The organism is Streptomyces sp. NPDC001848, from assembly GCF_042891915.1.
Classification (GTDB): Bacteria; Actinomycetota; Actinomycetes; order Streptomycetales; family Streptomycetaceae; genus Streptomyces.
In genome coordinates, this window is sequence record NZ_JBIATP010000003.1 from 4,097 (window position 1) to 25,360 (window position 21,264).

The window sequence follows — 21,264 nt, forward strand, 5'->3', positions numbered from 1 at the left end:
AGCACAGAACGCACGCCGAGGGCACCCAGCGCTCGACGCGCTCCTCGTCGACGGTCAGGTACTGGTCGACCCGCTCCGGCCAGCGGGTGCCCGGGGCAAGGGGCGTGGTGAGGCGGTCGCCGGAGTTGTTCGCCTGCCATCCGAACAGGCCCTCGGGTCCGAGACGCCCGTGGTCGACCCGGTCGCCGGCCCGGCCCCGGACGCCGACGATCCGGTCGCCGGCGACGGCGATGTCCAGGCCGCAGCCGTTGGAGCACAGAACGCACGCCGAGGGCACCCAGCGCTCGACGCGCTCCTCGTCGACGGTCAGGTACTGGTCGACCCGCTCCGGCCAGCGGGTGCCCGGGGCGAAGGCGCGCGCCCCAGATGTCGGTGATCCGGTCGGTCCCGGTCATCGGGACGCCGAGTTTCCCGGCGCCCTCGCGGCAAACCTGCGTCAGCCGACGACCGGGTCCCCGAGCTGACCGCCCTCGTCCACGGGCTCGCCGTGCAGTCGCTCGACGAGGGACTCCCGGTGCAGGCCGGCGAGCGGCGCCAACAGGTCGGGGTGGCGCAGCAGGGCCGCCGCCCGGCGGTCCTGCTCACCGGGGTCGGTGAGCCTGCGGAAGTCGAACACCAGACCACGGGCGTGCTCGCCGCCGTCGAGTGCGGCGACCGCGTCGCGGGCCAGGGAGGGGGTGGTCAGCAGGCAGGCCGCCCAGCTGGCGACCACCTCGTCCACCCAGGTCCGCCAGCCGGCGTCGGCCTCGTCGACGGCCGCCGCCTCCGCTCCGGTCAGCCAGTCCAGACGGTCGGAGCCGCCGGGCCCGACGAACACGACGAGGGCCGCGTCGGCCTCGGTGGGGTAGCGCAGCCAGGCGGCGACCATGACGGCCTGGGACGCCTGGGCCTCGGCGAGGGCGGCGTCCATGGCTCCTCCGGTGCCGGGGAAGGAGCGCAGCAGCCACTGGGTGGTGGCGGCTATGACGGGGGACAGATCGGCTGACATCGGCGTCACGCTACCGGCCGGCCCGAAACGGAGAAATGGCGCCAATCACAGAGGCAGCCCGGCAAACGGTGTGTTCCGTCACAAGATGCCGCCACGGCTGCGGTAGGCCGGTGTGGACCGGGCCCGGGGACAGGCGCAGGCTGGAAGAAGCCGAAGACTGCCCGAGAAAGCCCAAGAAAGCCCAGGACGGGGACGAACACGAACACCTCGTGGTGCGGGGAAGTGATCCCGATGGAAGCCAAGCAGTGGACCGTGGACATCTACATCACCGAGGACGGCGACGACACCCATGCGCGCGCCGTGCTGAGGACGCGTGAGACGTCGACCGTCGCCGGCAGGGGCGTGGCCCGGCGCAACCCCGTCGACCGGCCGATCCCGGAGATCGGCGACGAGCTCGCCGTCAGCCGGGCGCTGGAGGACCTCGCCATCCGGCTGCACGATGTCGCTTCCGAGGACATCGTGCAGATGGCGGGCCCTGCCGAACGGTGACGGGCACCACCCCCGCCCGGTGGCGGTGGCGGGCCTTGGGGCCGATCGGCACTGGTGGCCGCGGTGGGTGTGTGGTGTGCTGAAGGTGACGGGAAGGACCCGCCGAAGACGCGGGGAAGCGGCCTGCAGCCGCGCACCGCGCAATCAGGATCCGGGAGAACCGGATGGGTCCTTCCCGCCCCGTCATGTGTCATGTGGAGTTCCCGCGCCCGGTGCGGCTGATGCGACGTACCGGCGCCGAGTGCGGCCGCTCATGTGACGTACCGGCGACGAGTGCGGCCGGGCCTGCCCTCGTGGCGGCAGGAACGAAAGGACAGTGAAGCCATGGCCTCTGTCACCACCGTGGGCGCGGCCCTCCCCGCCGAGCACCGCGAACGGCTGATGCGGATCGCCCGCGAGGTCTCCTTCGACGAGGGGACCCGCCTGTTCGAGGAGGGCCGTCGGGCCGACCGGTTCTGGATCGTGCGGACCGGGACCGTCGCCCTCGATGTGCATGTGCCCGGCCGTCGGCCCGCCGTCATCGATTCGCTGGGCCGTGGCGAGCTGGTCGGCTGGTCCTGGCACTTCGACCCCCATGTGTGGCAGCTGGGCGCCGAGGCCATGTCCCCGGTGCGGGCCTACGAGTTCGACGCGGTGACCGTGCGGGCGATGTGCGCGGAGGACGCCGAGTTCGGCCGTGCCGTCGCCGTCTGGGTGGGCCAGGTCCTCGCCCACCGGCTGAACGCGGCCCGCACCCGGCTGCTCGACCTGTACGGCCCCTACGGCAGCGGCAGCCCCTGAGAGCCGGTGCACCGCCGCCGGGGACCGCGTCCGACCCCGAGGAGGAGACCGTGACCGCCGGCCCGCACGTCGTCAGCGACGTGATGACGCACGCCGTCGTCGCCGTCGGCCGAGACGCCCCGTTCAAGGACATCGTCAAGCTCATGGAGCAGTGGAAGGTCAGCGCGCTGCCCGTGCTGGAGGGGGAGGGCCGGGTGGTCGGCGTGGTCTCCGAGGCCGACCTGCTGCCCAAGGAGGAGTTCCGCGACGCCGATCCGGACCCGTACAGCCGGGCGCTGCGCCGGTCCGACCTGGCCAAGGCCGGGGCGGTGACCGCGGGCGAGCTGATGACCGCTCCGGCGGTCACCGTGCACGCCGACTCCACCCTCGCCCAGGCGGCCCGCATCATGGCCCTGCGCAAGGTGAAGCGGCTCCCCGTGGTCAACGACGAGGGTCTGCTCGAGGGCGTCGTCAGCCGCGCCGACCTGCTCAAGGTGTTCCTGCGGGAGGACGACGACATCGCGGACGAGATACGCCGCGACATCCTCGACGTCCTCTTCCCGGCCCCGGTGGAGCCGATCCACGTCATGGTCGCCGAGGGCGTCGTCACGCTCACGGGAAAGGTCGGGGACACGACCATGATCCCCATGACGGTCCGGCTGGTGCGGGCCGTCGAGGGCGTGGTCGACGTGGACTGCCACCTCTGCGGGGACGAGGCGGGCTGACCGCCGGTGGCCGGCCGGTCGGCCACCGCTGCCGAGCGCCGACCGCGCGCCTCAGCAGGTCGCCCACCACCACCGACCGCAGCCCACGCGCCGGAGCCGACCCCCAACCACCACCGACCGCAAACCACGCGCCGGGGTCTGCTCCTTACCGCCACCGAGGCCCGACGCACTCCCACTCCCGGGCCCATTGCTCCATGCGCTGCCGCTCCAGGCGCCCGCGCGCCAGCCACCCGCAGGCCAGCACCCCGCCCGCGGCACCGGACCCGACGATCGTGCCGACGAGCGATGCCTGCAGCCGTGTCTCGGCGCCGGTGGCCGGTCTGGACACCGGGTCCCCGTCGCGGTCCGTCCACACGGTGACCGCGGCTCCCGCCTTCAGCCCGGGCTCGACCTTCACCAGACCCGTGTGCGGCCCGCCGGGAGCGCTCCAGCGCACCTTCGCCCACGCGCCGCCGTCGGCGTATGCGGGCACGTCCTTCGGGCTCCACACCGCGTCCTGGATCAGCACCGCCCGCACCGGGTGGGAGCGGGCGGCCCGCACGGCCAGACCGTGTTCCACGGCGCCCGCCGCCGCCCGCCCCGCGAGCACCCCGGCCAGCAGGACCAGCAACCAGGTGACGAGGACGATCCAGGCCTCGAGGCGGTCGCTGCGCCGCAGCAGCGGATTGCGCCGCCACCGCCACAGCCACACCCTGGTCCCGGCCGTACGGCAGGTCGTCGCCATGGGTCGTCACCTTCTCGGAGCGTCACGTGATGCTGCCGGCTCTCCAGGGCCACCGCGACACCTCGTCCTCGGGGAAGTCGGCCTCGAGGTCCGGCACCCGGGGCGGCCCCATGAGCGCGCAGTCCACGTCGACCACGCCCTCGACGCTCCGCACCAGCCGTGCGGTGACGGGCACGAGACCGGTGTCGCGGACGCGGCCGGTGAGACGTACGACGCCGTCCCGCACCTCCACGTGGACCGGCTCCGACGGGGCGGGGAACACCCGGGCGACGATCTCGCGGCGGATCTCCTCGGCGATGTCCTCGTCCTCGCGCAGGTACACCTTCAGCAGGTCGGAGCGGCTGACGATGCCGAGCAGCGTGCCCTCGTCGTCGACCACCGGAAGACGTTTCACCCTGGCCCGGGCCATGGACCGGGCGGCCTGGGCAAGAGTCGCCTCCACGTGGACGGTGACGGCGGGTGCGGTCATCAGCTCCTCCGCGGTCACCGCGCCGGCCTTGTCCGGTGCCGCGAGCGCCGGGTCGGCCGCCCCCTCCCGGGACGCGTACCGGCCGGGTTCGCCGTCGCGGAGTTCCTGCTTGCGCAGCAGGTCGGCCTCGGAGACGACGCCGACGACCCGGTTGCCCTCCGTCAGCACGGGCACAGCGCTGACCTTCCACTCCCCCATGGCCTTGACGATGTCCTTGAAGGTCGCGGCGTGGCCGACGGCGACGACCCTGCGGGTCATGACGTCGCCGACGCGGTGCGGGGTGCCGTCCATGGTCTCCTCCAAAGGGGGACAGGCGTCCGGCGGGGTCCGCCCGGCCCGGTCACACGGTGATGCGCCGTCCGGTGATTCTGTGCGGATCGATACGGATCCACAGGTCCCGTTGCCCGCCCGCCCATGGTGTGCTGTACGCCTGCTCCTCCAGTCGCCGGACGGACTCGGGGTCCGTCACGGTGCGGGCGTGACCGCACACGAGCACGCTCCAGCCCTGACTGAACGATCCGTCGATGCGGTCGACCTCGAAGGCCACCTGGGCGTCGGCGGCCTGCGAGGGCACCGCCTCCGGGGCGGTCCTGAAGACGATCGAGTCGCCGACGACGCCGTAGTTGACCGGGACGATCACCGGACCCGATTCCGTGGGCACCGCGAGCCGCCCCACGCCGTGCGTGCACAGCAGGTCCCGGCACTCCCGGATACTGAGTTCGCTGAACTTGGGGTGCCCTCCGGCCTGTCCGAGGCCGGGCGGCAGGTCGACGTCCCCGCCGGTGAGTTCGAGCACCGTGGTCTCGAGTGCGCCGGCCAGCCTCAGCAGTGTGCTCACCCCGGGCGCGGCGGTGGGCTGCTCCTCCAGGTACTGCAGGTAGCTGGAGGCCATGCCCGCCCGGCACGCCGCCTCCTTTCGGGACAGTCCGAGTTCTTCGCGCCGCAGGGCGATCCGGCGTCCGAGATTTCCGGGCGGGTGGTGACCCTGATGACCCTCCACCGCGTCCGGCGATGCGTGTGCGGACATGGCGCGTCACTTCCTTGCGTCAGGTCGCCCGGACGGCGACGACTTCGTGCTGCTGCCCGCCCAGGACCACCTTGAGCGCGCCGGTGTCGGCGCCCCGGCCGAAGACGTCGTACGCCTCCTCCATCTGGTCCAGCGGGAAGGTGTGCGTGACCAGCGACGAGGCGGGAAGCCGGCCGGCCGCCGCCATCCGCAGCAGCGTGGGTGTGGAGTAGGTGTCGACCAGGCCGGTGGTGATGGTGACGTTCCTGCTCCACAGGTCCTCCAGGTGCAGGGTCACGGGCCGGCCGTGCACGCCCACGTTGGCGATGTGCCCGCCGGGCCGCACCACCCTGGTGCACAGCTCGAAGCTCTCCGGCACGCCGACCGCCTCGATGACCACGTCGGCGCCCAGTCCGTCGGTGAGGTCGGCGATCAGCTCCTGGGCGTCGACCGGATCGGCCAGGGCATCGGCGCCCAGCCCCTTGGCGGCGTCCAGCCGCATCGCGGCCGGGTCCACGGCGACGATCCGCTCGGGGGCGAACAACCGGGCGGTGGCGATCGCCGCGAGCCCGATGGGGCCGGCCCCGACGACGACCACGCTGTCCCCGGGGCGTACGTGTCCGTTGAGCACGCCCACCTCGTAGGCGGTGGGGAAGATGTCCGCGAGCAGCACCGCGTCCTTGCTGTCGACCGTGCCGGGCAGGGCGTGCACGGACAGGTCGGCGTGGGGCACCCGGACGTACTCGGCCTGGGTTCCGTCGATCACATGCCCGAGGGTCCAGCCCCCGCCACCGCGGCACTGGCCGTACGTCCGCTCCCAGCAGTAGCCGCACCGGCCGCAGGCGGTGATGCAGGAGACCAGAACGCGCTCCCCCGGCTGTACGGCGTGCAGGTCCCGTCCGGCCTCCACGATCTCGCCGACCGCCTCGTGCCCGAGCACCGTGCCGGGGCGCACCTCGGGCACGTCGCCCTTGAGGATGTGCAGGTCCGTCCCGCAGATGGTGGTGGCCTCCACGCGCACGATCGCGTCGGTGGGTTCCTTGATGTCCGGGTCCGGGACGTCCTCCCAGGCGGACTTCCCGGGACCGTGGAAGACGAAGCCCTTCATGACAATCCTTCCTTCCTCCCCCGGGCCGGGGCCCGGGGACCGTCCGGAAGCCGGTACGGCGCTACATCCGGCGTTGATGCCGGAATCGGCCATCACATCCAGCTTGTCGCACCTTGGGGGTATCTGCTTGGGCCGGTCGGCCCCGAACACCGGTCGGCCCGAGCGGGCCGGACGACGGGAGAGCGAACAGGCAGCCTTTCGAGTACCCCTGCGGGGGCGCCTGCCGCTGCCGACCGCCTCCGAAGCCGCCTGGGAGCCCTCGGCGGCCCCGGAGGCCGTCGGCCCCGGACAGGTGGAGTCAGGACGCCCACGTCCAGTCCGCGACCTCCGGCATGTCCGTACCGTGTTCACGGATCCACGCGTCGTGGCGGGTGCGGGCGTCGACCATCTCCTGGCGCACCGCGGCGGCACGCACCGCGAGGCCGGGGACGCGGTCGATGACGTCCATGACGAGGCGGTAGCGGTCCAGGTCGTTGCGGACGACCATGTCGAACGGCGTGGTCGTGGTGCCGGCCTCCTTGTAGCCGCGCACGTGCAGGTTCCGATGGCCGGTGCGGCGGTAGGCGAGGCGGTGGATCAGCCACGGGTAGCCGTGGTAGGCGAAGATCACGGGCTTGTCGGCGGTGAACAGGCCGTCGTACTCGAAGTCCGACAAACCGTGCGGATGCTCCTCGCGCGGCATCAGCCGGGCCATGTCGACCACGTTGACCACCCGGACCCCGAGTTCGGGCAGGTGCCGGCGCAGCAGCTGCGCGGCGGCCAGCACCTCCTGCGTCGGCACGTCTCCGGCGCAGGCGAGGACCACGTCGGGCTCGCGGCCGTTCTCGGTGCCCGCCCAGTCCCAGATCCCGGCGCCGCGCGCACAGTGGGCGCGGGCCTGGTCGAGGGAAAGCCAGTCGAAGCACGGCTGCTTGCCCGCCACGATCACGTTGACGTAGTCGCGGCTGCGCAGGGCGTGGTCCGCGACGGACAGCAGTGTGTTGGCGTCCGGCGGCAGATAGACGCGGACGACCTCGGGGCTCTTGTTCAGGACGTGGTCGACGAAACCGGGGTCCTGGTGGGAGAAGCCGTTGTGGTCCTGGCGCCACACGTGCGAGGTCAGCAGGTAGTTGAGGGAGGCGACGGGGGCGCGCCAGGGCAGCCGCCGCGAGGTCTTCAGCCACTTGATGTGCTGGTTGACCATCGAGTCGACGATGTGCACGAACGCCTCGTAGCAGGAGAACAGCCCGTGGCGGCCGGTGAGGAGGTAGCCCTCCAGCCAGCCCTGGCAGAGGTGTTCGGAGAGGATCTCCATCACGCGGCCGTGCCGGTCGAGGTGCTCGTCGACCTGGAGCACCTGGGCCTGCCAGGCCTTGCCACTGGCGTCGAGGACGGCCTGCAGCCGGTTGGAGGCGGTCTCGTCCGGGCCGACCAGGCGGAAGTCCCGCCGCTCCGCGGTGTCCTTCATGATCCGTTCCAGCAGGTCGCCGAGGACGCGGGTGGGTTCGTGCAGGGCCGAGCCCGGCTTGTCGACGGGCACCGCGAAGCGGTCCAGGGGCGGAATCGGCAGGCTGCGGACGAGCAGCCCGCCGTTGGCGTGCGGGGTGGCGCCGAGCCTGCGGGCACCGGAGGGCACGCAGGCGAGTACGTCGGCGCGCGGGCGGCCGTCGGCGTCGAAGAGTTCCTCGGGCCGGTACGACCTCAGCCAGGCCTCCAGCTGACGGAGGTGCTCGGGGTTCTCGCGGACGCCTGCCAGCGGCACCTGGTGGGAGCGCCAGGTACCGGCGACCGGCTCGCCGTCCACCTCGGTGGGCCCGGTCCAGCCCTTGGGGGTGCGCAGCACGATCACCGGCCAGTGCGGCCGCTCGGCCGTCTCGACCTCGCGTGCCGTGCGCTGCAGTTCGGCGATGCGGTCCAGGGCGGCGTCGAAGGCCTCCGCCATGGCCCGGTGCACCTGGACGGGGTCGTCGCTGCTGACGTGGATCGGCTCGTGGCCGTACCCCCGCAGCAGTTCGTCGAGTTCGGGCTCGGGGAGCCGGGCCAGGACGGTCGGGTTCGCGATCTTGTAGCCGTTGAGGTGGAGGATCGGCAGGACCGCGCCGTCGTGGACGGGGTCGAGGAACTTGTCGGAGTGCCAGGAGGCGGCAAGCGGTCCGGTCTCCGCCTCGCCGTCGCCGATCACGCAGGCGACCACCAGGTCCGGGTTGTCGAAGGCGGCTCCGTAGGCGTGGGCGAGCGAGTAGCCGAGTTCGCCGCCCTCGTGGATGGAACCCGGCACGTCCGGTGCGACATGGCTGGGTACGCCACCCGGGAAGGAGAACTGCCTGAACAGCTTCGCCATCCCCGCCGCGTCCCGTGTCACGTCGGGGTAGGTCTCGCTGTAGCAGCCTTCCAGCCAGGAGCCCGCGAACACGGACGGTCCGCCGTGCCCGGGTCCCCAGACGCACAGGGCGTTCAGGTCGCGGGCCTTGATGACGCGGTTGAGGTGGGTGTACACGAGGTTGAGCCCGGGCGAGGTGCCCCAGTGGCCGAGGAGGCGGGGTTTGATGTGCTCGGGCCTGAGGGGCTCGGTCAGCAGCGGGTTGGACATCAGGTAGATCTGACCGGCGGCCAGGTAGTTGGCGGCCCGCCAGTGGGCGTCAAGGGTGTGCAGTTCCTCGTCGGTCAGTACGGTGCCGTGGTGCTCGGCGTTGGGCATCGGTGACTCCACACGTCGTCGGGGTGTTCATCGGGCGCGAGGGGCTGGGGTACCCGTCGTGCGGGAGGTGCGAACGCCGCAAGACCTGTCCGCCGGGGCAACGACGGCGACCGGACGGGCGGGATGGTGCGGCAGGGTCGGGCCGCCGTCCCCGGGCCGGTGTCAGGCATGCGGGACGACGGCGACGGGGCAGGCCACATGGTGGAGCACGGCGTGCGCGACGGAACCGATGTGCGGGCCGAACAGGCCGTCCCGGGTCCGGCGCCCCACGACGAGGAGACAGGCGCGGCTGGAGGCACGCACCAGCTGCGGGGCGGGGCGGCCCGTGGAGACGGTCTCGGTCACCGGGACCCCGGGATACTTCTCGCGCCAGGGCCGCAGCGCGGCGTTCACGAGGTGTTCCTGTTCGGTCAGCACCGCCGGTCCGCCGGCCGCGTGTGCGTGGACGTCACCGACGGCGTGGACCACGTGCAGCGCGGTGCCGCGGCGGCGGGCCGAGTCGAAGGCGAACTCGATCGGCTCGTCGAGCGGGTGCCGCGGGTCCAGCCCGAGCACGACGTCACGGTAGGGGATCTCGGGGATCTCCTCGGGCGAGACGCCGTCCAGGGCCGGCAGGTGCTCGTCGGCGGAGGTCTCACCGGCGCGTACGAGCACCACGGGGCGCGCTGCCCTGGCGACGACACGCTGGGACACCCAGCCGACCACGAACCCGGCGACGCGGCCCAGACCACGGGACCCGAGTACCAGCATCTCCGAGTCCTCGGCCGCGGCGAGCAACGCGGTCACCGGGGACTCGGCCGGCAGAAGAGCCTGCACCTCCAGCCCCGGATGCGCGGCGCGCACACTGCGGACGGCCCGCTCCAGGACCTGCTCCCCCACCTCGCGCCGGTCGTCCCCGCACCCACCGGACGGCGCCGGAAGCGGCTGCCGCTTCCATGCGTGGACGACGTGGAGCGGCGCCCCCCGGCGCAGCGCCTCCCGGGCGGCCCAGTGGGCGGCCGCGAGGCTCTCGCCGGACGCGTCGACTCCCGCGGTGAGGGGCCGGACCATGGCGCGCACCTCCTGCACGGCTCTGCTGCTCCTGCGTCGAGCCTGGCGCGGGAACGGCGCCGTGCGCAGGGGCCGCAGGGACCCATCAGGGGGGCCCAACGGCCCAACGCTCCGCTGGCCGGCTCCTCACCTCCCGGTGCCTCGGCCAGGGCTCATGACCCAGGTCGTGGGGGTCGTCGGCGTGGTGCCGGACGTCCCGGACCGGGGGCCGGGTGGCCCATGGTCCGCGCGGGGCGGCGGGGTCACGCTGGGAGCGTAGGGTCCCCACGCCGTCCCTGGAGGCCGTCATGAACGCTCCCCCGACGACCAGCATTCTGCGTGCGCTGCCCACCGCGCACCGCGAGCGGCTGATGCGCACCGCCCGTGAGGTGTCCTTCCCGCAGGGAACGCGCCTGTGCGAGGAGGGCGGACGCGCCGACCGGTTCTGGATCATCCGCTCCGGCACGGTCGACCTCGATCTGCACGTTCCCGGCCGCCGCGCCGCCGTCATCGAGACCCTCGGGCACGACGAACTCCTCGGCTGGTCCTGGCTGTTCGGCTCGCACGCCTGGCACCTGGGCGCCGAGGTGACGACGCCGGTGCGGGCGTACGAGTTCGACGCCGCCGCGGTCCGCTCGATGTGCCAGGACGATCCGGCGCTCGGCTTCGCGGTCGCCCAGTGGATGGGCGGCGTCCTGTCGCACCGCCTCGGCTCGGAACGCACCCGGCTGCTGGACCTGTACGCCCCCTACGGCAGCGGCAGCTTCGGCTGACGGGGGGCCGAGGACGGCACGCCCCGGCGGGGCCGCGGTCCACGGCGTCTGGGCCGGGGCCGGACAGAGCGGGCGGCGGCGAGTGGGGCCGGTCGGCCCTAGTGCGTCGGGGCGGGGTGCGTGATGATCGTCGACAATGGGCGGCCGTGGTCCGTCCTTCGGCAGAGGTTCGATGAGGGGAACGAGGAGTCGTCATGGCCGAGGCGCGCACCTTCAGCGAGCAGGACCCGATCCGGGTGTTCCTGCTGGACGACCACGAGGTCGTACGACGTGGCCTGGCCGACCTGCTGGACGCGGAACCCGACATCTCGGTGGTCGGGGACGCCGACACCGTCGAACAGGCGCTCGCCCGCGGTCCGGCGGTGCGCCCGCACGTGGCCGTCCTCGATGTGCGCCTGCCGGACGGCGACGGCATCACCGTCTGCCGTGAGCTGCGCAGCCGCATGCCCGAGCTGGCCTGTCTGATGCTGACCTCGTTCGACGACGAGGACGCCCTGCTCGACGCCATCATGGCGGGCGCCTCGGGGTACGTCCTGAAGCAGATCAAGGGCTCCGACCTGGTGTCCGCCGTCCGCACCGTCGCATCCGGCCAGTCGATGCTCGACCCGGCGACGACCGCGCGGCTGATGCACTCGCTGCGCGCGGACCCCGCCGAGCAGCCGGCCCTGTCCCCCGAACTGGCCGGCCTCTCCCCGCGCGAGCGTGACATCCTCACGCTGATCGGGGACGGGCTGACCAACCGGGAGATCGGCAAGAGGCTCTATCTGTCGGAGAAGACGGTCAAGAACCACATCTCGCGGCTGCTGGCCAAGCTGGGCGTGCAGCGCCGCGTCCAGGCGGCCGTCCTCGTCTCCCATCTGAAACCGTCCGAATCGGGCGACCGCACCGCCCGCTGAGCCGTACCGTCCGGCACTTCAGGATGCGGTACGGCACTTCACGTGCGGTACGGCACTTCAGGATGCCGTACCGCCGCTCACCCGCCGGGCCGCACCCTCAGTCACCCTCCGGCCGCACCGGAACACGCCACACCAGCCGGGTCCCGCCGCCCTGCGGCTGTTCCCCCACGCTGAGCGTGCCGCCGAGGGCGACGGCCCGTTCCTCTAGGTTCCGCAGGCCGCTGCGGACAGCACCGGCCGGGACGCCGCAGCCGTCGTCGGCCACCGTGAGCGTCAGCTCACCCCCGTCGAGCCGCAGATGGACGTCCACGGAGCGTGCCCCGGAGTGCCGGGCGGAGTTGCTCAGGGCCTCCCCGAGCACGGCGGTCACATCGTCGGCGACCTCGGCCGGGACGTCGGTGTCCACAAGGCCCTCGATGCGCAGCGCGGGTGTGAAACCCAGCGAGTCGGCCGACGCCGTCACCGTCTCCGACACCCGTGTGCGCAGTCCCGACTCCTGCTGCCCGCGGTCGGCGTGCGCGCGCAGCCCGAAGATGGTGGACCGGATGATCTTGATGGTCTCGTCGAGGTCGTCGACGGTCCGCGACAGCCGTTCGGCGGCCTCCGGGTGGTCGACGAAGCGCTGGGTGCTCTGCAGGGTCATACCGGCCGCGAAGAGCCGCTGGATCGCGAGGTCGTGCAGATCGCGGGCGATCCGGTCGTGGTCCTTCAGCAGCGTGATCTGCTCGGCGTCCCGGCGCCGCTCGGCCAGCTCCAGGGCCAGGGCCGCCTGCCCCGCGAACCCGAGCAGGGGGCCGGCGTCGGTATCCGTGAACGGGGTGCGTCCCGCCGTGCGCCCCAGCACCAGGACGCCGATGGACTTGCCGCTCGCCACCAGCGGTACGCCGACCACGGGTCCCAGTCCGCTCCACAGGGCCGAGTCCGGGTCGATCCGGGGATCGTGCCGGATGTCGGGGCTGACCACCGGTTCGGCGGTGCTCAGCGCGGCCTCCACGAAACCGTCCTGCCGGGACATCACAAGGCCGCGGCGCCTGTCGGCCTCGCGGCCGACCGCGAACATCGGGCGCAGCACGTCCTCCCCGGGCACCCGTTCGGCGATCATGCCGACCTCGGCGGAGGCGATCCGGCGCGCCTGCTCCACGATCAACTCCAGCACGTCCCCGCTCGGGGCACCCGACAGCAGGGCGCTCGTGACCTCGGAGCTGGCCCTCACCCAGCGCTCGCGCAGCCGTGTCTCCTCGTACAGCCGGGCGTTCTCGATGGCGACGCCGGCCGCCACCGCCAGGGCGGAGAGCACGGCCTCGTCCTCGGCGTCGAACTCCTCGGCGCCGCGTTTCTCGGTGAGGTAGAGGTTCCCGAACACCTGGTCGCGGACCCGGATGGGCACGCCGAGGAAGGAGTGCATCGGCGGGTGGTGGGCCGGGAAGCCGTAGGAGGCCGGGTGGTCGGAGATCTCGGACAGGCGCAGCGGCTCCGGATGGCGGATCAGCTCACCAAGGATGCCGTGCCCGCTGGGCAGCGCCCCGATGCTCGCTCGGGCGTCCTCGCTGACGCCGACGGTGAGGAACTGGGAGAGCGTGAGGTCGTCACCGATGACGCCGAGCGCGCCGTACTCGGCGTCCACGAGCACCACGGCGGCCTCGACGATGCTGCGCAGCACCTGCGCCAGATCGAGTTCGCGTCCGACCGACAGCACGGCCTGAAGGAGGCGGCGCACCCGGTCCTGGGTGCCGCGTGCCGCGTCGATGCGGGTCTGCAGTTCGTCCAGCAGCTCGTCAAGCCGCAGCTTGGGCAGATGCTGTTCGGACCGCCCGCGCGCTTCCCCGCTCATCGCTTCCTCCGACCGGATCACGCAGACAGGGTGCGGGCCAACGGCGACTCTCCCGCCCTCACGATACTGACTTTCGGGCCGGACGGCGGGCTCAGGCGTTCATTCGGAGTGAGCTGTTCGGCGGTGTGCGCGGGCATGGCCATGGCCGCCGGCCGTGGGTGGGGGCGCCTGCTGTGGCGGCGGGTGTGCGGTTGGTGCCTACTGACTTCAGGAGGTGACCGGGAGTCGGCGCGCGGGAGGTGTGGTGGCGGACGCGGGCGGGACGGGGCGGGGGCGGCGCAGGGTGCGTGTCGTACGGGGCAGCCGGCCGTACCCGTCCGTGCGCCTCCCTCCGCACGCCCGGACCGCCGACCGGGTGCCCACGGCCGAGCGGGTCGTTCCCTGGCTGCGCGTCGCCGCCGCCTACGCCTGGCGCCTGGTCCTCGTCGGCATCGTCGTCTACGGCGTCTTCACCATCCTCGGCCGCTTCCAGCTCATCGCCGTCGCGTTGTTCCTCGGGTTGGTGATCACCTCGGTGCTGCGTCCCCTCGCCGACCTGCTCGGCCGCTGGCTGCCACGTTCCCTGACCGTCGCGGTCTCCCTCGTGGGGAGCCTGCTGCTCCTGGTCGCCCTGTTCACCCTCGTGGGTGAGGCGGTGGCGGGCGAATGGGGAAAGCTGACCGGGGAGTTCCGCGGCGGCGTCCAGAGGATCGAGCAGTGGCTCGAACGCCCGCCGTTCCGGCTCAGTCACAAGACCCTGTCGCACCTGCTGGACCAGATCGCCTCCTACCTCTCGTCCCACCGGGCGGCGCTGTTCAGCAGCGCTCTCAGCGGACTGACCCGGGTCGTCGAGCTGGTCACCGGGCTCGCCCTCGCGCTGTTCTTCGCCGTCTTCTTCATCCACTCGGGCGAACGCCTGTGGTCCTGGGTGCGCGACCAGCTCCTGCCGCGGGGCGCCCGGCCGGCGTGGGACCGGGCGGGGCACGCGGCCTGGCGGACCTTCGCCGGGTACACGCGGGGCATCATCATCGTGGCCGCGACCAACGCCATCCTCGTCGGCATCGTCCTGCTGGTCCTGCGGGTGCCGCTCGCGCTGCCGCTCACCCTGCTGGAGTTCTTCGCCACCTTCGTACCGCTGGTCGGCTCGCCGGTCGCGCTCGCCGTGGCCACCGTGGTCGCCCTGGCCGGGCGCGGTCCGATCACGGCCGCGGCCGTGGTGCTGCTCATCGTCGTCATCGGTGAGATCGAGGGGCATGTCCTGCACCCCGTCGTGATGAGCTGGGCCGTCCGGCTGCACCCGCTGGTCGTCGCCGTCTCCGTCATCGCGGGGAGCATCGTCGCGGGCGTGGTCGGTGCCGTGGTGGCCGTGCCGTTCGTGTCCGTCGCCTGGGCGGTGCTGCAGGCGCTGCGCCCGGCGCCTCCCTGAGGCGCGCGCCCCTGCCCGCTGTGCCACGCTGACTCGCGGAGGCGGGGGGACACCCGGACGCACGGGAGGCGATGTGGGCCCCGACCAGCGAGAGGTGCCGCGGCACGGGACGGAGCACATACGGCGCAGGACCTTCCTGGAAGCGTGCGCGGGCGTCGGGCTCGTCTCGGCGGCCGCCGCCTGCGACCCGGCCCCTGCCACGCACCGTCCCCACGCGGCCGCCTCGCACCTTCCCGAGGCGGAACGGGATCGCGCCGGCACACCCGATTGGCGTATCCGCTCCCAAGGTCCCGCGACGGCCGTCGTCGGGTACACGGACCGGGTGAGCGTGACCCCGGGCGAGGAGTGCGGTCTGTACGTGTCGACGACCGCACCGTCGTTCCGTGTCTCGGCCTTCCGCGTCGGCTGGTACGGCGGGGCCGAGGCCCGGCTGGTCTGGTCCTCCGGGCGCATACCGGGCCGCGTCCAGCCGGAGCCGCGCTTCGCATCCGACACCCGCACCGTCCGCACCGACTGGAGGCGCACGCTCGCCTTCGGCACGGCGGGCTGGCCCGAGGGCGCGTATCTGCTGCGGCTGGACGCGGAGGGCGGCCACCAGCGGTACGTGCCGCTGATCGTGCGCTCCACGCGGGGCTCGGGCCGTACGGTGCTGATGCACGCCCCGGCGACCTGGCAGGCGTACAACCGGTGGGGTGGCTACAGCCTCTACGAGGGTCCCTCGGGGGCGTACGCCGCCCGGTCCCTCGCCGTCAGCTTCGACCGGCCCTACGGCTCCAGCGGCGCGGAGAAGTTCCTGGTGTACGAGCGGGCGGCGGTGGTGCTGGCCGAGCGGCTCGGCATCCCCCTCGCCTACACCACCGGGATGGACGTGCACCGCGACCCGGGTGTGCTGCGCGGCGCGAGGGCCGTCATCTGCCTCGGTCACGACGAGTACTGGACACCGGAGCAGCGCCGGCATGTCACCCAGGCCCGCGACGCGGGCACCAACGTGGCCTTCCTCGGGGCCAACACCTGCTTCCGCCGGGTCCGGCTGGAGCAGGGCGAGGCTGGGCCCGACCGTACCGTGGTCTGCTACAAGTCGTCCTTCCGTGCCGACCCCTGCTACACCACCCACCCCACGCTGGTGACGACGGACTTCCGTCAGTCCCCGGGGGCCGATCCGGAGTCGTCGATGACGGGCGTGCTGTACGAGGGCTACCCGACGGACGCGCCGTACGTCGTGCGCGCGGCGGACCACTGGCTGTACGAGGGGACGGGCGTGCGCCCCGGCGACGGCTTCGCCCATCTGGTCGGTGTGGAGTACGACCGGGTCACCCCCGGCGCGCCCGTCCCGGAACCCCTGGAGATCACGGCCCACTCGCCGCTGGTGTGCAACGGCCGGCGCAGCACCAGCGACTCGGCGTACTACACGGTCCCGAGCGGGGCGGGGGTCTTCGCGACCGGCACCATGCGCTGGGTGGAGGCCCTGATGGCCGGCACCCCGGACGGGGGACGCGACCACGGCATGGACGCCCGCACCCGTGCCTTCGTCACCCGGACGACGGAGAACCTGCTGCACGCCTTCGCGCTGGGCCCGGCCGCCGGCCATCGACCCGCGCCGCGCCCGAACGTGAAGGACGTCTACAAGGGATCGGCGTGAAAGGAATTCCCGGTCGACCCCGGGACCCCTCAGCCCACCCGGAAGTGGATTCCTCGAATTCGTCCGAAAACAACTCGCGCGGCACCGGGGTCCGGAAACGGCCTCGGCGTCTGCGGACGAAATTCAGCGGCTTTCCGGCAACGGCTCCATTGCGGCGTCGAGTCGGGCCTGCCATTCCGGCGCGCGTGCCGCGCGTCCCGCCGTCATGGGCCGTTCCGTCCATTCCGTCACGGGCCGGATGCCGTGCAGGGCGTTCACCAGCCACACCTCGCGGCCGTCGAGTTCCTCGACGGTCCGCTCGCGGTGCGCGACACGGACGCCGGTCCGGGCGGCGTGTTCCTGGACGAGGGCGACGGTCACCCCGGCGAGAACGGGAAGATGCGGTGAGGGCAGGCACAGGGTGTCCTCCTCCCACCACACCACGCTGGAGTGGGCCGCCTCCAGCACCACCCCGGACGGGGTGATCAGCACGGCCTCGTCGGCGCCGTGCAGCGAGGCCCGGTTGCGGATCCGGGCCAGCCGGTCCCGGTCCGGGCCCTTGCGGCGGGGCGTGGTCCGCGGGTCGGGCTGGCCCACCGCCCACAGCCGCAGGTCCCGGGCCGACGGCGGGGCCTTGCGCAGCCGCAGCCTCAACAGGGGCGGCCGTGCGGTGAGTTCGACCCGCGGAAACCACTCCCCCGTGCGCGGCAGCGCGGTCGTCATGTCCCGCCAGAACTCCAGGAGCCGGCGCAGCGGTGGCCCGTCGCAGTCGCCGCAGGCGCGCAGGAAACGCTCGCGGTGGCGCTCGAAGCCCCGGACGCGTCCGTCCCGTAGCAGCCAGGAGTCGGCGACGAGCAGCCGCCCGTCCGGGTCGGGCCCGGTGGACAGCCCGTCGGCCGGTGTCCAGGTCAGCAGGTCCTCGGCGATGGCCGGTCGGATCATCGGGGTTCCTTTCTGCCGGCCGCGGTCACCACGCTCCCCGGCGGACCAGGTGGCGGCGGAGCCTGCCGGTGGGGGTGCGGGGCAGCGACGGTACGAAGCTGACGCCGTGGGGCACCTGGGAGGCGGTGAGGTTCTCGCGGGCCAGGCAGATGAGGTCGGCCTCCAGGCCGACGGGGATCGGGGTGACGGGGACGACGAAGGCACGCAGTCGGCCCGCGCCCCGGTGGTCGGTGACGGTGGCGACCGCGACCTCCTGCACGTCCGGGTGTGTGCGCAGCAGTGCCTCCACCTCCAGCGGGGAGACGGTGATGCCGCCGACCATCTCCACGTCGTCCGCGCGGCCCAGGTGGGTGAAGGTGCCGTCGGGGTTGCGGCGCGTCCGGTCCCCGGTCGCCAGCCAGCCGCCGACGGGGGTGCGGGCGGTCTCCTCGGGCCGGCCCGGACAGCCGGGCGTCACCGTCGGCCCGCGCACCCACAGCTCGCCCTCCTCTCCGTCGGGCAGCGGGCCTCCGGCGGCGTCGCGCACCTCCACCTCGAAGCCGGGCACGGGACGGCCGACGGTGCCGGGGTGGTTGTGGTCGAAGCTGTTGGCACAGAAGGCGTGTCCGGCCTCCGTGGAGCCGATCTGCTCCAGGACGGGAGCGCCGAGCAGATCGGTGATGCGCCGGCCGAGCCCGGCGGGCAGCCCCTCCCCGGACGACACCGCGGCCCGGACGGAGGCGAAGCACGCCTCGTGCCCGTCCGCGCACTCCGCCGCCAGAGCCGCGTACTGGGAGGGCACCGAGTACAGCAGGGTCACCCGGTGGCGCACGACGAGCTCGTCCACGGCAGAGGGGGTCGGGCGGCGGTCCACCAGGACGGCGGAGGAGCCGGAGCACAGCGGGAGGACGAAGGTGTTGCCGAAGCCGTAGGCGAGGAACATCCTCGACACCGACAGGGTGACGTCGTCGGGGGTGATGCGCAGCAGTCGCCGGCCGATGAGGTCGTGGTACGCCTTCGGGTCGCCGTGGCCGTGCACGACTGGCTTGGGGCGGCCGGTCGTTCCGGAGGTGTACTGGATGTAGAGCGGGGTGTGCGGGTCGGCCTGGTGGGCGGTGGTCGTGGGCGGTGCGGTCCGGGCGAGCGCGACGAGCTGGTCGGGGCCGAGCCGGACGCGGCGCGGGAACCGGTCGTCGAGGCCCGGGCCGGTCATGCACAGCACGGCCTCGGTGTCCTCAGCCATGAACTTCAGTTCGGGCGGGGCGAGTTCGGGGTCGACCAGGACCGCGACGGCGCCGAGGCGCGCGGTGGCGAGGAACGCCGTCACCCAGGCGACGGAGTCGGGCAACGCGAGCAGCACCCGGTCGCCGGGGCCCAGGCCGTGGTCGGCGAGGACGGTGGCCGCGCGGGCCGCGAGGTCGTGCACCTGGCCGTGGGTCCAGGTGCGGTGGCCCTGGTGGAAGGCGGGCCGGTCGGTCCACGCCCGCCGCTCGGCGAGCGCGGCGAGCCGGGCCGCGAGATTGCCGGGGGCCTGGGCGTCGGCGGGCACGAGCGTGGCCTGGGGTGTGGTCATCGGGCCGGCTCCTCCTCGGCGGCCGGGGCGGCGGTGTGCTCCCGGTAGGCGCGCATCAGGGCGGCGGTCTTCAGCAGCATCTCGTCGTACTCGGCGGCCGGACCGGAATCGAGGACGATGGCACCGCCGGCGCCGAGGTGCAGCAGGCCGTCGGTGATGACGGCGGTGCGGATGACGGTGCTCAGGTCGGCGCCGCCACCGCAGCCGAAGTAGCCGAGGGCGCCGGAGTACACGCCGCGGGCCTCGTTCTCCAGGCCGTCGATGATCTCCATGGTGCGCAGTTTGGGGGCGCCGGTCACCGAGCCGCCGGGGAAGCAGGCGCGGACGCAGTCCACGGCGTCCACCCCCTCGCGCAGCCGCCCCTCGACGGTGGAGACCAGCTGGTGCACGGTGGCGTACGTCTCGGTGGCCATGAGCCGGGTGACCCGTACGGATCCGGTCTCGCAGACCCGGCCGAGGTCGTTGCGGAGCAGGTCGACGATCATGAGGTTCTCGGCGCGGGTCTTGTCGTCCACGGCCAGCGAGTGCCGCAGCCGTGCGTCCTGCGCCGGGTTCTCCCCGCGGGGGGCGGTGCCCTTGATCGGCCTGCCCTCGGCGACCCCGTCCGGACCGATCCGCAGGAACCGCTCGGGTGAGGAACCGGCCACCTGCAGGTCGCCGAACCGCAGGAACGCCGCGTAGGGGGCGGGGTTGACGCGGCGCAGCGCCCGGTAGAAGGCGTACGGGTCGCGCGGTGCCGGTAACCGCACGGCGTCGGTCAGGCAGACCTCGTAGCTGGTGCCCGCCCGGAGCGCGTCCTTGCAGGCCTCGATGTCCGCGAGGTAGGTGGCACGGTCCCGGACGAGCCACGGCTCGGCAGCGGTGGGCTCGGGCCCCGGCTCGTCGCCCGGCGGCTCGGTCGCCGTGTCCCGTCCCGTGACGAAGGTGAGCTGGGCCGTGGCGGCGTCCAGCCAGTCGTTCGCCTCCTGCGTGGCCTGCGGGGTGTCCTCGGCGAGGCAGACCGCGTAGGTGGCGCCCTCCTCGTGGTCCACGGCGATGAGGCGGTCCGCGAACAGCCAGCAGGCGTCGGGGGTTCGGGCCCGGTGGCGGTTGGGAGAGCCGCAGTCGGCCTTCGTCTCGTAGCCGAAGTAGCCGACATAGCCGCCGGTGAAGTCGAAGGGCAGTCCGGTGGCGTCGACGCGGCGGGTCGCGAGCTGCCGCTTGAGGTGGTCGAAGATGCTCGCACGCACCTTGCGCGGGGGCCGGCCGGGCCGTTCGACCTCGCACACACCGGCCTCGACGTCGTAGCGCACGAACTCGGCCAGGGGGCCGGTGCCGTCACCGAAGAACGAGAAGCGGGCGAGACCCGGCTCGACGCGTGCGCTGTCCAGCCAGAACGCACGCGGGGCGTCCTTGCACATCCGGGCGAAGGCGGCCTCGGCGTCGACGGCGCCGGGCAGGCGGCGGTAGTGCAGCCGGTGGGCGGGGGGCGTGGCACGGCGGGGGCGGGCGACGGACGGGGAACGAGGAATGGTGGTGTTCTTCGTACGGGGTCTGCGGGCACGCTCGGCGGTCAGGTTGCGGAAGTTGACGAGCAGGCGGTGGCCGTAGTCGGTGAGCACGGACTCCGGGTGGAACTGCACGCCCCACAGCGGCCGGGTGCGGTGCCTCAGGCCCATCACCACGCCGTCCTCCGCCCAGGCGGTGGCCTCCAGTGTCTCCGGCAGCGGCTCCGTGACGGCCAGCGAGTGGTAGCGCACGGCCGTGAAGTTCTGCGGCAGCCCGTGGAACAGGTCCCGGCCGTCGTGCCGGACGGTGGACAGGTGCCCGTGCCGGGGCTGCGGCGCCCGCGCTATGCGGCCCCGCTCCCCCGCCGCTATGCCCTGGTGGCCGAGGCAGACGCCGAGCACGGGGATGCGGGCCTCGGCGATGATCCGGGCGGCGATGCCGAAGTCGCGGGGTTCGGCGGGGTGTCCGGGGCCCGGCGAGACCACCACGTTGTCGAACTCCGCGAGGTCCGGCACGGCGTCGGCGGGTGTGTCGTTGAGGAGCACCGTCGGCTGCTCGCCATTGACCTCGGTGATCAACTGGAACAGGTTGTAGGTGTACGAGTCGTGATTGTCGATGAGCAGGGTCTTCACCCGCTCACCTCCCTTGCGTCGTTCCCGGGCCTCGAGCAGTCCGCCGTTCGTGCCGTCCACGGAGCACCTGGAGCGGCGGATACGGCCTTTTCTTGAAAAACGCTGAGTGGAAATCGGCCGCGCGGCCCGCCACCACCTGATGTGCGACGGTGA

Annotated in this window: 18 protein-coding genes and 1 pseudogene; 7 read left to right on the forward strand and 12 right to left on the reverse strand. The window is 73.0% G+C overall.

Features of this window, described 5'->3' with window-relative positions:
• A pseudogene (locus tag ACFYZJ_RS06190) lies at positions 1 to 277 on the reverse strand (nitrate reductase); the annotation flags it as partial.
• 159 nt (positions 278 to 436) lie between these two features.
• Entirely contained in the window at positions 437 to 988 is a 552-nt protein-coding gene (locus ACFYZJ_RS06195) for a hypothetical protein (RefSeq protein ID WP_388563419.1), read from the reverse strand.
• Between the two features lie 231 nt (positions 989 to 1,219).
• On the opposite strand from ACFYZJ_RS06195, the gene ACFYZJ_RS06200 reads away from it, so the two are divergent.
• The 3 genes from ACFYZJ_RS06200 (at position 1,220) to ACFYZJ_RS06210 (ending at position 2,961) form a co-directional block, all read left to right on the forward strand.
• Entirely contained in the window at positions 1,220 to 1,477 is a 258-nt protein-coding gene (locus ACFYZJ_RS06200; RefSeq protein WP_388563420.1) for a DUF1876 domain-containing protein, read from the forward strand.
• Positions 1,478 to 1,801: 324 nt separating this feature from the next.
• Positions 1,802 to 2,257, forward strand: a complete 456-nt coding sequence (locus ACFYZJ_RS06205; RefSeq protein WP_388563422.1) for a Crp/Fnr family transcriptional regulator — start codon at positions 1,802 to 1,804, stop codon at positions 2,255 to 2,257.
• A 50-nt stretch (positions 2,258 to 2,307) separates the two neighbouring features.
• Positions 2,308 to 2,961 (forward strand): CBS domain-containing protein, encoded by a 654-nt coding sequence (locus tag ACFYZJ_RS06210; RefSeq protein WP_388563424.1) that lies wholly within the window; start codon positions 2,308 to 2,310, stop codon positions 2,959 to 2,961.
• 145 nt (positions 2,962 to 3,106) lie between these two features.
• Here the strand turns inward: ACFYZJ_RS06210 and ACFYZJ_RS06215 are convergent, their stop codons facing one another.
• From ACFYZJ_RS06215 to ACFYZJ_RS06240, 6 genes are all read right to left on the reverse strand, one after another.
• Positions 3,107 to 3,685 carry a hypothetical protein gene (locus ACFYZJ_RS06215; RefSeq protein WP_388563426.1) on the reverse strand — a complete coding sequence of 193 codons (579 nt, stop codon included), beginning with the start codon at positions 3,683 to 3,685 and terminating at the stop codon, positions 3,107 to 3,109.
• 22 nt (positions 3,686 to 3,707) lie between these two features.
• Positions 3,708 to 4,445 carry a CBS domain-containing protein gene (locus ACFYZJ_RS06220; RefSeq protein WP_388563428.1) on the reverse strand — a complete coding sequence of 246 codons (738 nt, stop codon included), beginning with the start codon at positions 4,443 to 4,445 and terminating at the stop codon, positions 3,708 to 3,710.
• A gap of 49 nt (positions 4,446 to 4,494) precedes the next feature.
• Positions 4,495 to 5,181, reverse strand: coding sequence for a helix-turn-helix domain-containing protein (locus ACFYZJ_RS06225; RefSeq protein WP_388563430.1), 687 nt, complete (start codon positions 5,179 to 5,181; stop codon positions 4,495 to 4,497).
• Positions 5,182 to 5,200: 19 nt separating this feature from the next.
• Positions 5,201 to 6,268 (reverse strand): zinc-dependent alcohol dehydrogenase family protein, encoded by a 1,068-nt coding sequence (locus tag ACFYZJ_RS06230; protein ID WP_388563432.1) that lies wholly within the window; start codon positions 6,266 to 6,268, stop codon positions 5,201 to 5,203.
• A 298-nt stretch (positions 6,269 to 6,566) separates the two neighbouring features.
• Positions 6,567 to 8,945: a phosphoketolase gene (locus ACFYZJ_RS06235; protein ID WP_388563434.1), complete on the reverse strand. Its 2,379-nt coding sequence runs from the start codon at positions 8,943 to 8,945 to the stop codon at positions 6,567 to 6,569.
• Between the two features lie 162 nt (positions 8,946 to 9,107).
• On the reverse strand, positions 9,108 to 10,013 hold the full coding sequence (locus tag ACFYZJ_RS06240; RefSeq protein WP_388563436.1) for a universal stress protein: 906 nt from the start codon (positions 10,011 to 10,013) through the stop codon (positions 9,108 to 9,110).
• Positions 10,014 to 10,282: 269 nt separating this feature from the next.
• Here ACFYZJ_RS06240 and ACFYZJ_RS06245 point away from each other — a divergent pair, with 269 nt between their 5' ends.
• Positions 10,283 to 10,747, forward strand: a complete 465-nt coding sequence (locus ACFYZJ_RS06245; protein WP_388563438.1) for a cyclic nucleotide-binding domain-containing protein — start codon at positions 10,283 to 10,285, stop codon at positions 10,745 to 10,747.
• 194 nt (positions 10,748 to 10,941) lie between these two features.
• Positions 10,942 to 11,643 carry a response regulator gene (locus ACFYZJ_RS06250; protein WP_388563440.1) on the forward strand — a complete coding sequence of 234 codons (702 nt, stop codon included), beginning with the start codon at positions 10,942 to 10,944 and terminating at the stop codon, positions 11,641 to 11,643.
• Positions 11,644 to 11,740: 97 nt separating this feature from the next.
• On the opposite strand, the gene ACFYZJ_RS06255 is transcribed toward ACFYZJ_RS06250, so the two are convergent.
• Complete coding sequence (locus ACFYZJ_RS06255) at positions 11,741 to 13,474, reverse strand: GAF domain-containing protein (RefSeq protein ID WP_388563442.1); 1,734 nt, start codon at positions 13,472 to 13,474, stop codon at positions 11,741 to 11,743.
• A 244-nt stretch (positions 13,475 to 13,718) separates the two neighbouring features.
• On the opposite strand from ACFYZJ_RS06255, the gene ACFYZJ_RS06260 reads away from it, so the two are divergent.
• Complete coding sequence (locus ACFYZJ_RS06260; RefSeq protein WP_388563444.1) at positions 13,719 to 14,879, forward strand: AI-2E family transporter; 1,161 nt, start codon at positions 13,719 to 13,721, stop codon at positions 14,877 to 14,879.
• Between the two features lie 73 nt (positions 14,880 to 14,952).
• Positions 14,953 to 16,518, forward strand: a complete 1,566-nt coding sequence (locus tag ACFYZJ_RS06265; RefSeq protein ID WP_388563446.1) for a N,N-dimethylformamidase beta subunit family domain-containing protein — start codon at positions 14,953 to 14,955, stop codon at positions 16,516 to 16,518.
• 123 nt (positions 16,519 to 16,641) lie between these two features.
• On the opposite strand, the gene ACFYZJ_RS06270 is transcribed toward ACFYZJ_RS06265, so the two are convergent.
• From ACFYZJ_RS06270 to pabB, 3 genes are read right to left on the reverse strand one after another with little or no spacing between them, the layout of a single operon-like run.
• Positions 16,642 to 17,439 carry an aminotransferase class IV gene (locus tag ACFYZJ_RS06270; protein ID WP_388563448.1) on the reverse strand — a complete coding sequence of 266 codons (798 nt, stop codon included), beginning with the start codon at positions 17,437 to 17,439 and terminating at the stop codon, positions 16,642 to 16,644.
• A gap of 25 nt (positions 17,440 to 17,464) precedes the next feature.
• Positions 17,465 to 18,991: an AMP-binding protein gene (locus ACFYZJ_RS06275; protein ID WP_388563450.1), complete on the reverse strand. Its 1,527-nt coding sequence runs from the start codon at positions 18,989 to 18,991 to the stop codon at positions 17,465 to 17,467.
• Entirely contained in the window at positions 18,988 to 21,111 is a 2,124-nt protein-coding gene (gene pabB, locus ACFYZJ_RS06280) for an aminodeoxychorismate synthase component I (RefSeq protein ID WP_388564508.1), read from the reverse strand. Before pabB ends, ACFYZJ_RS06275 begins: the two co-directional genes overlap by 4 nt.
• Positions 21,112 to 21,264: the final 153 nt, after the last annotated feature.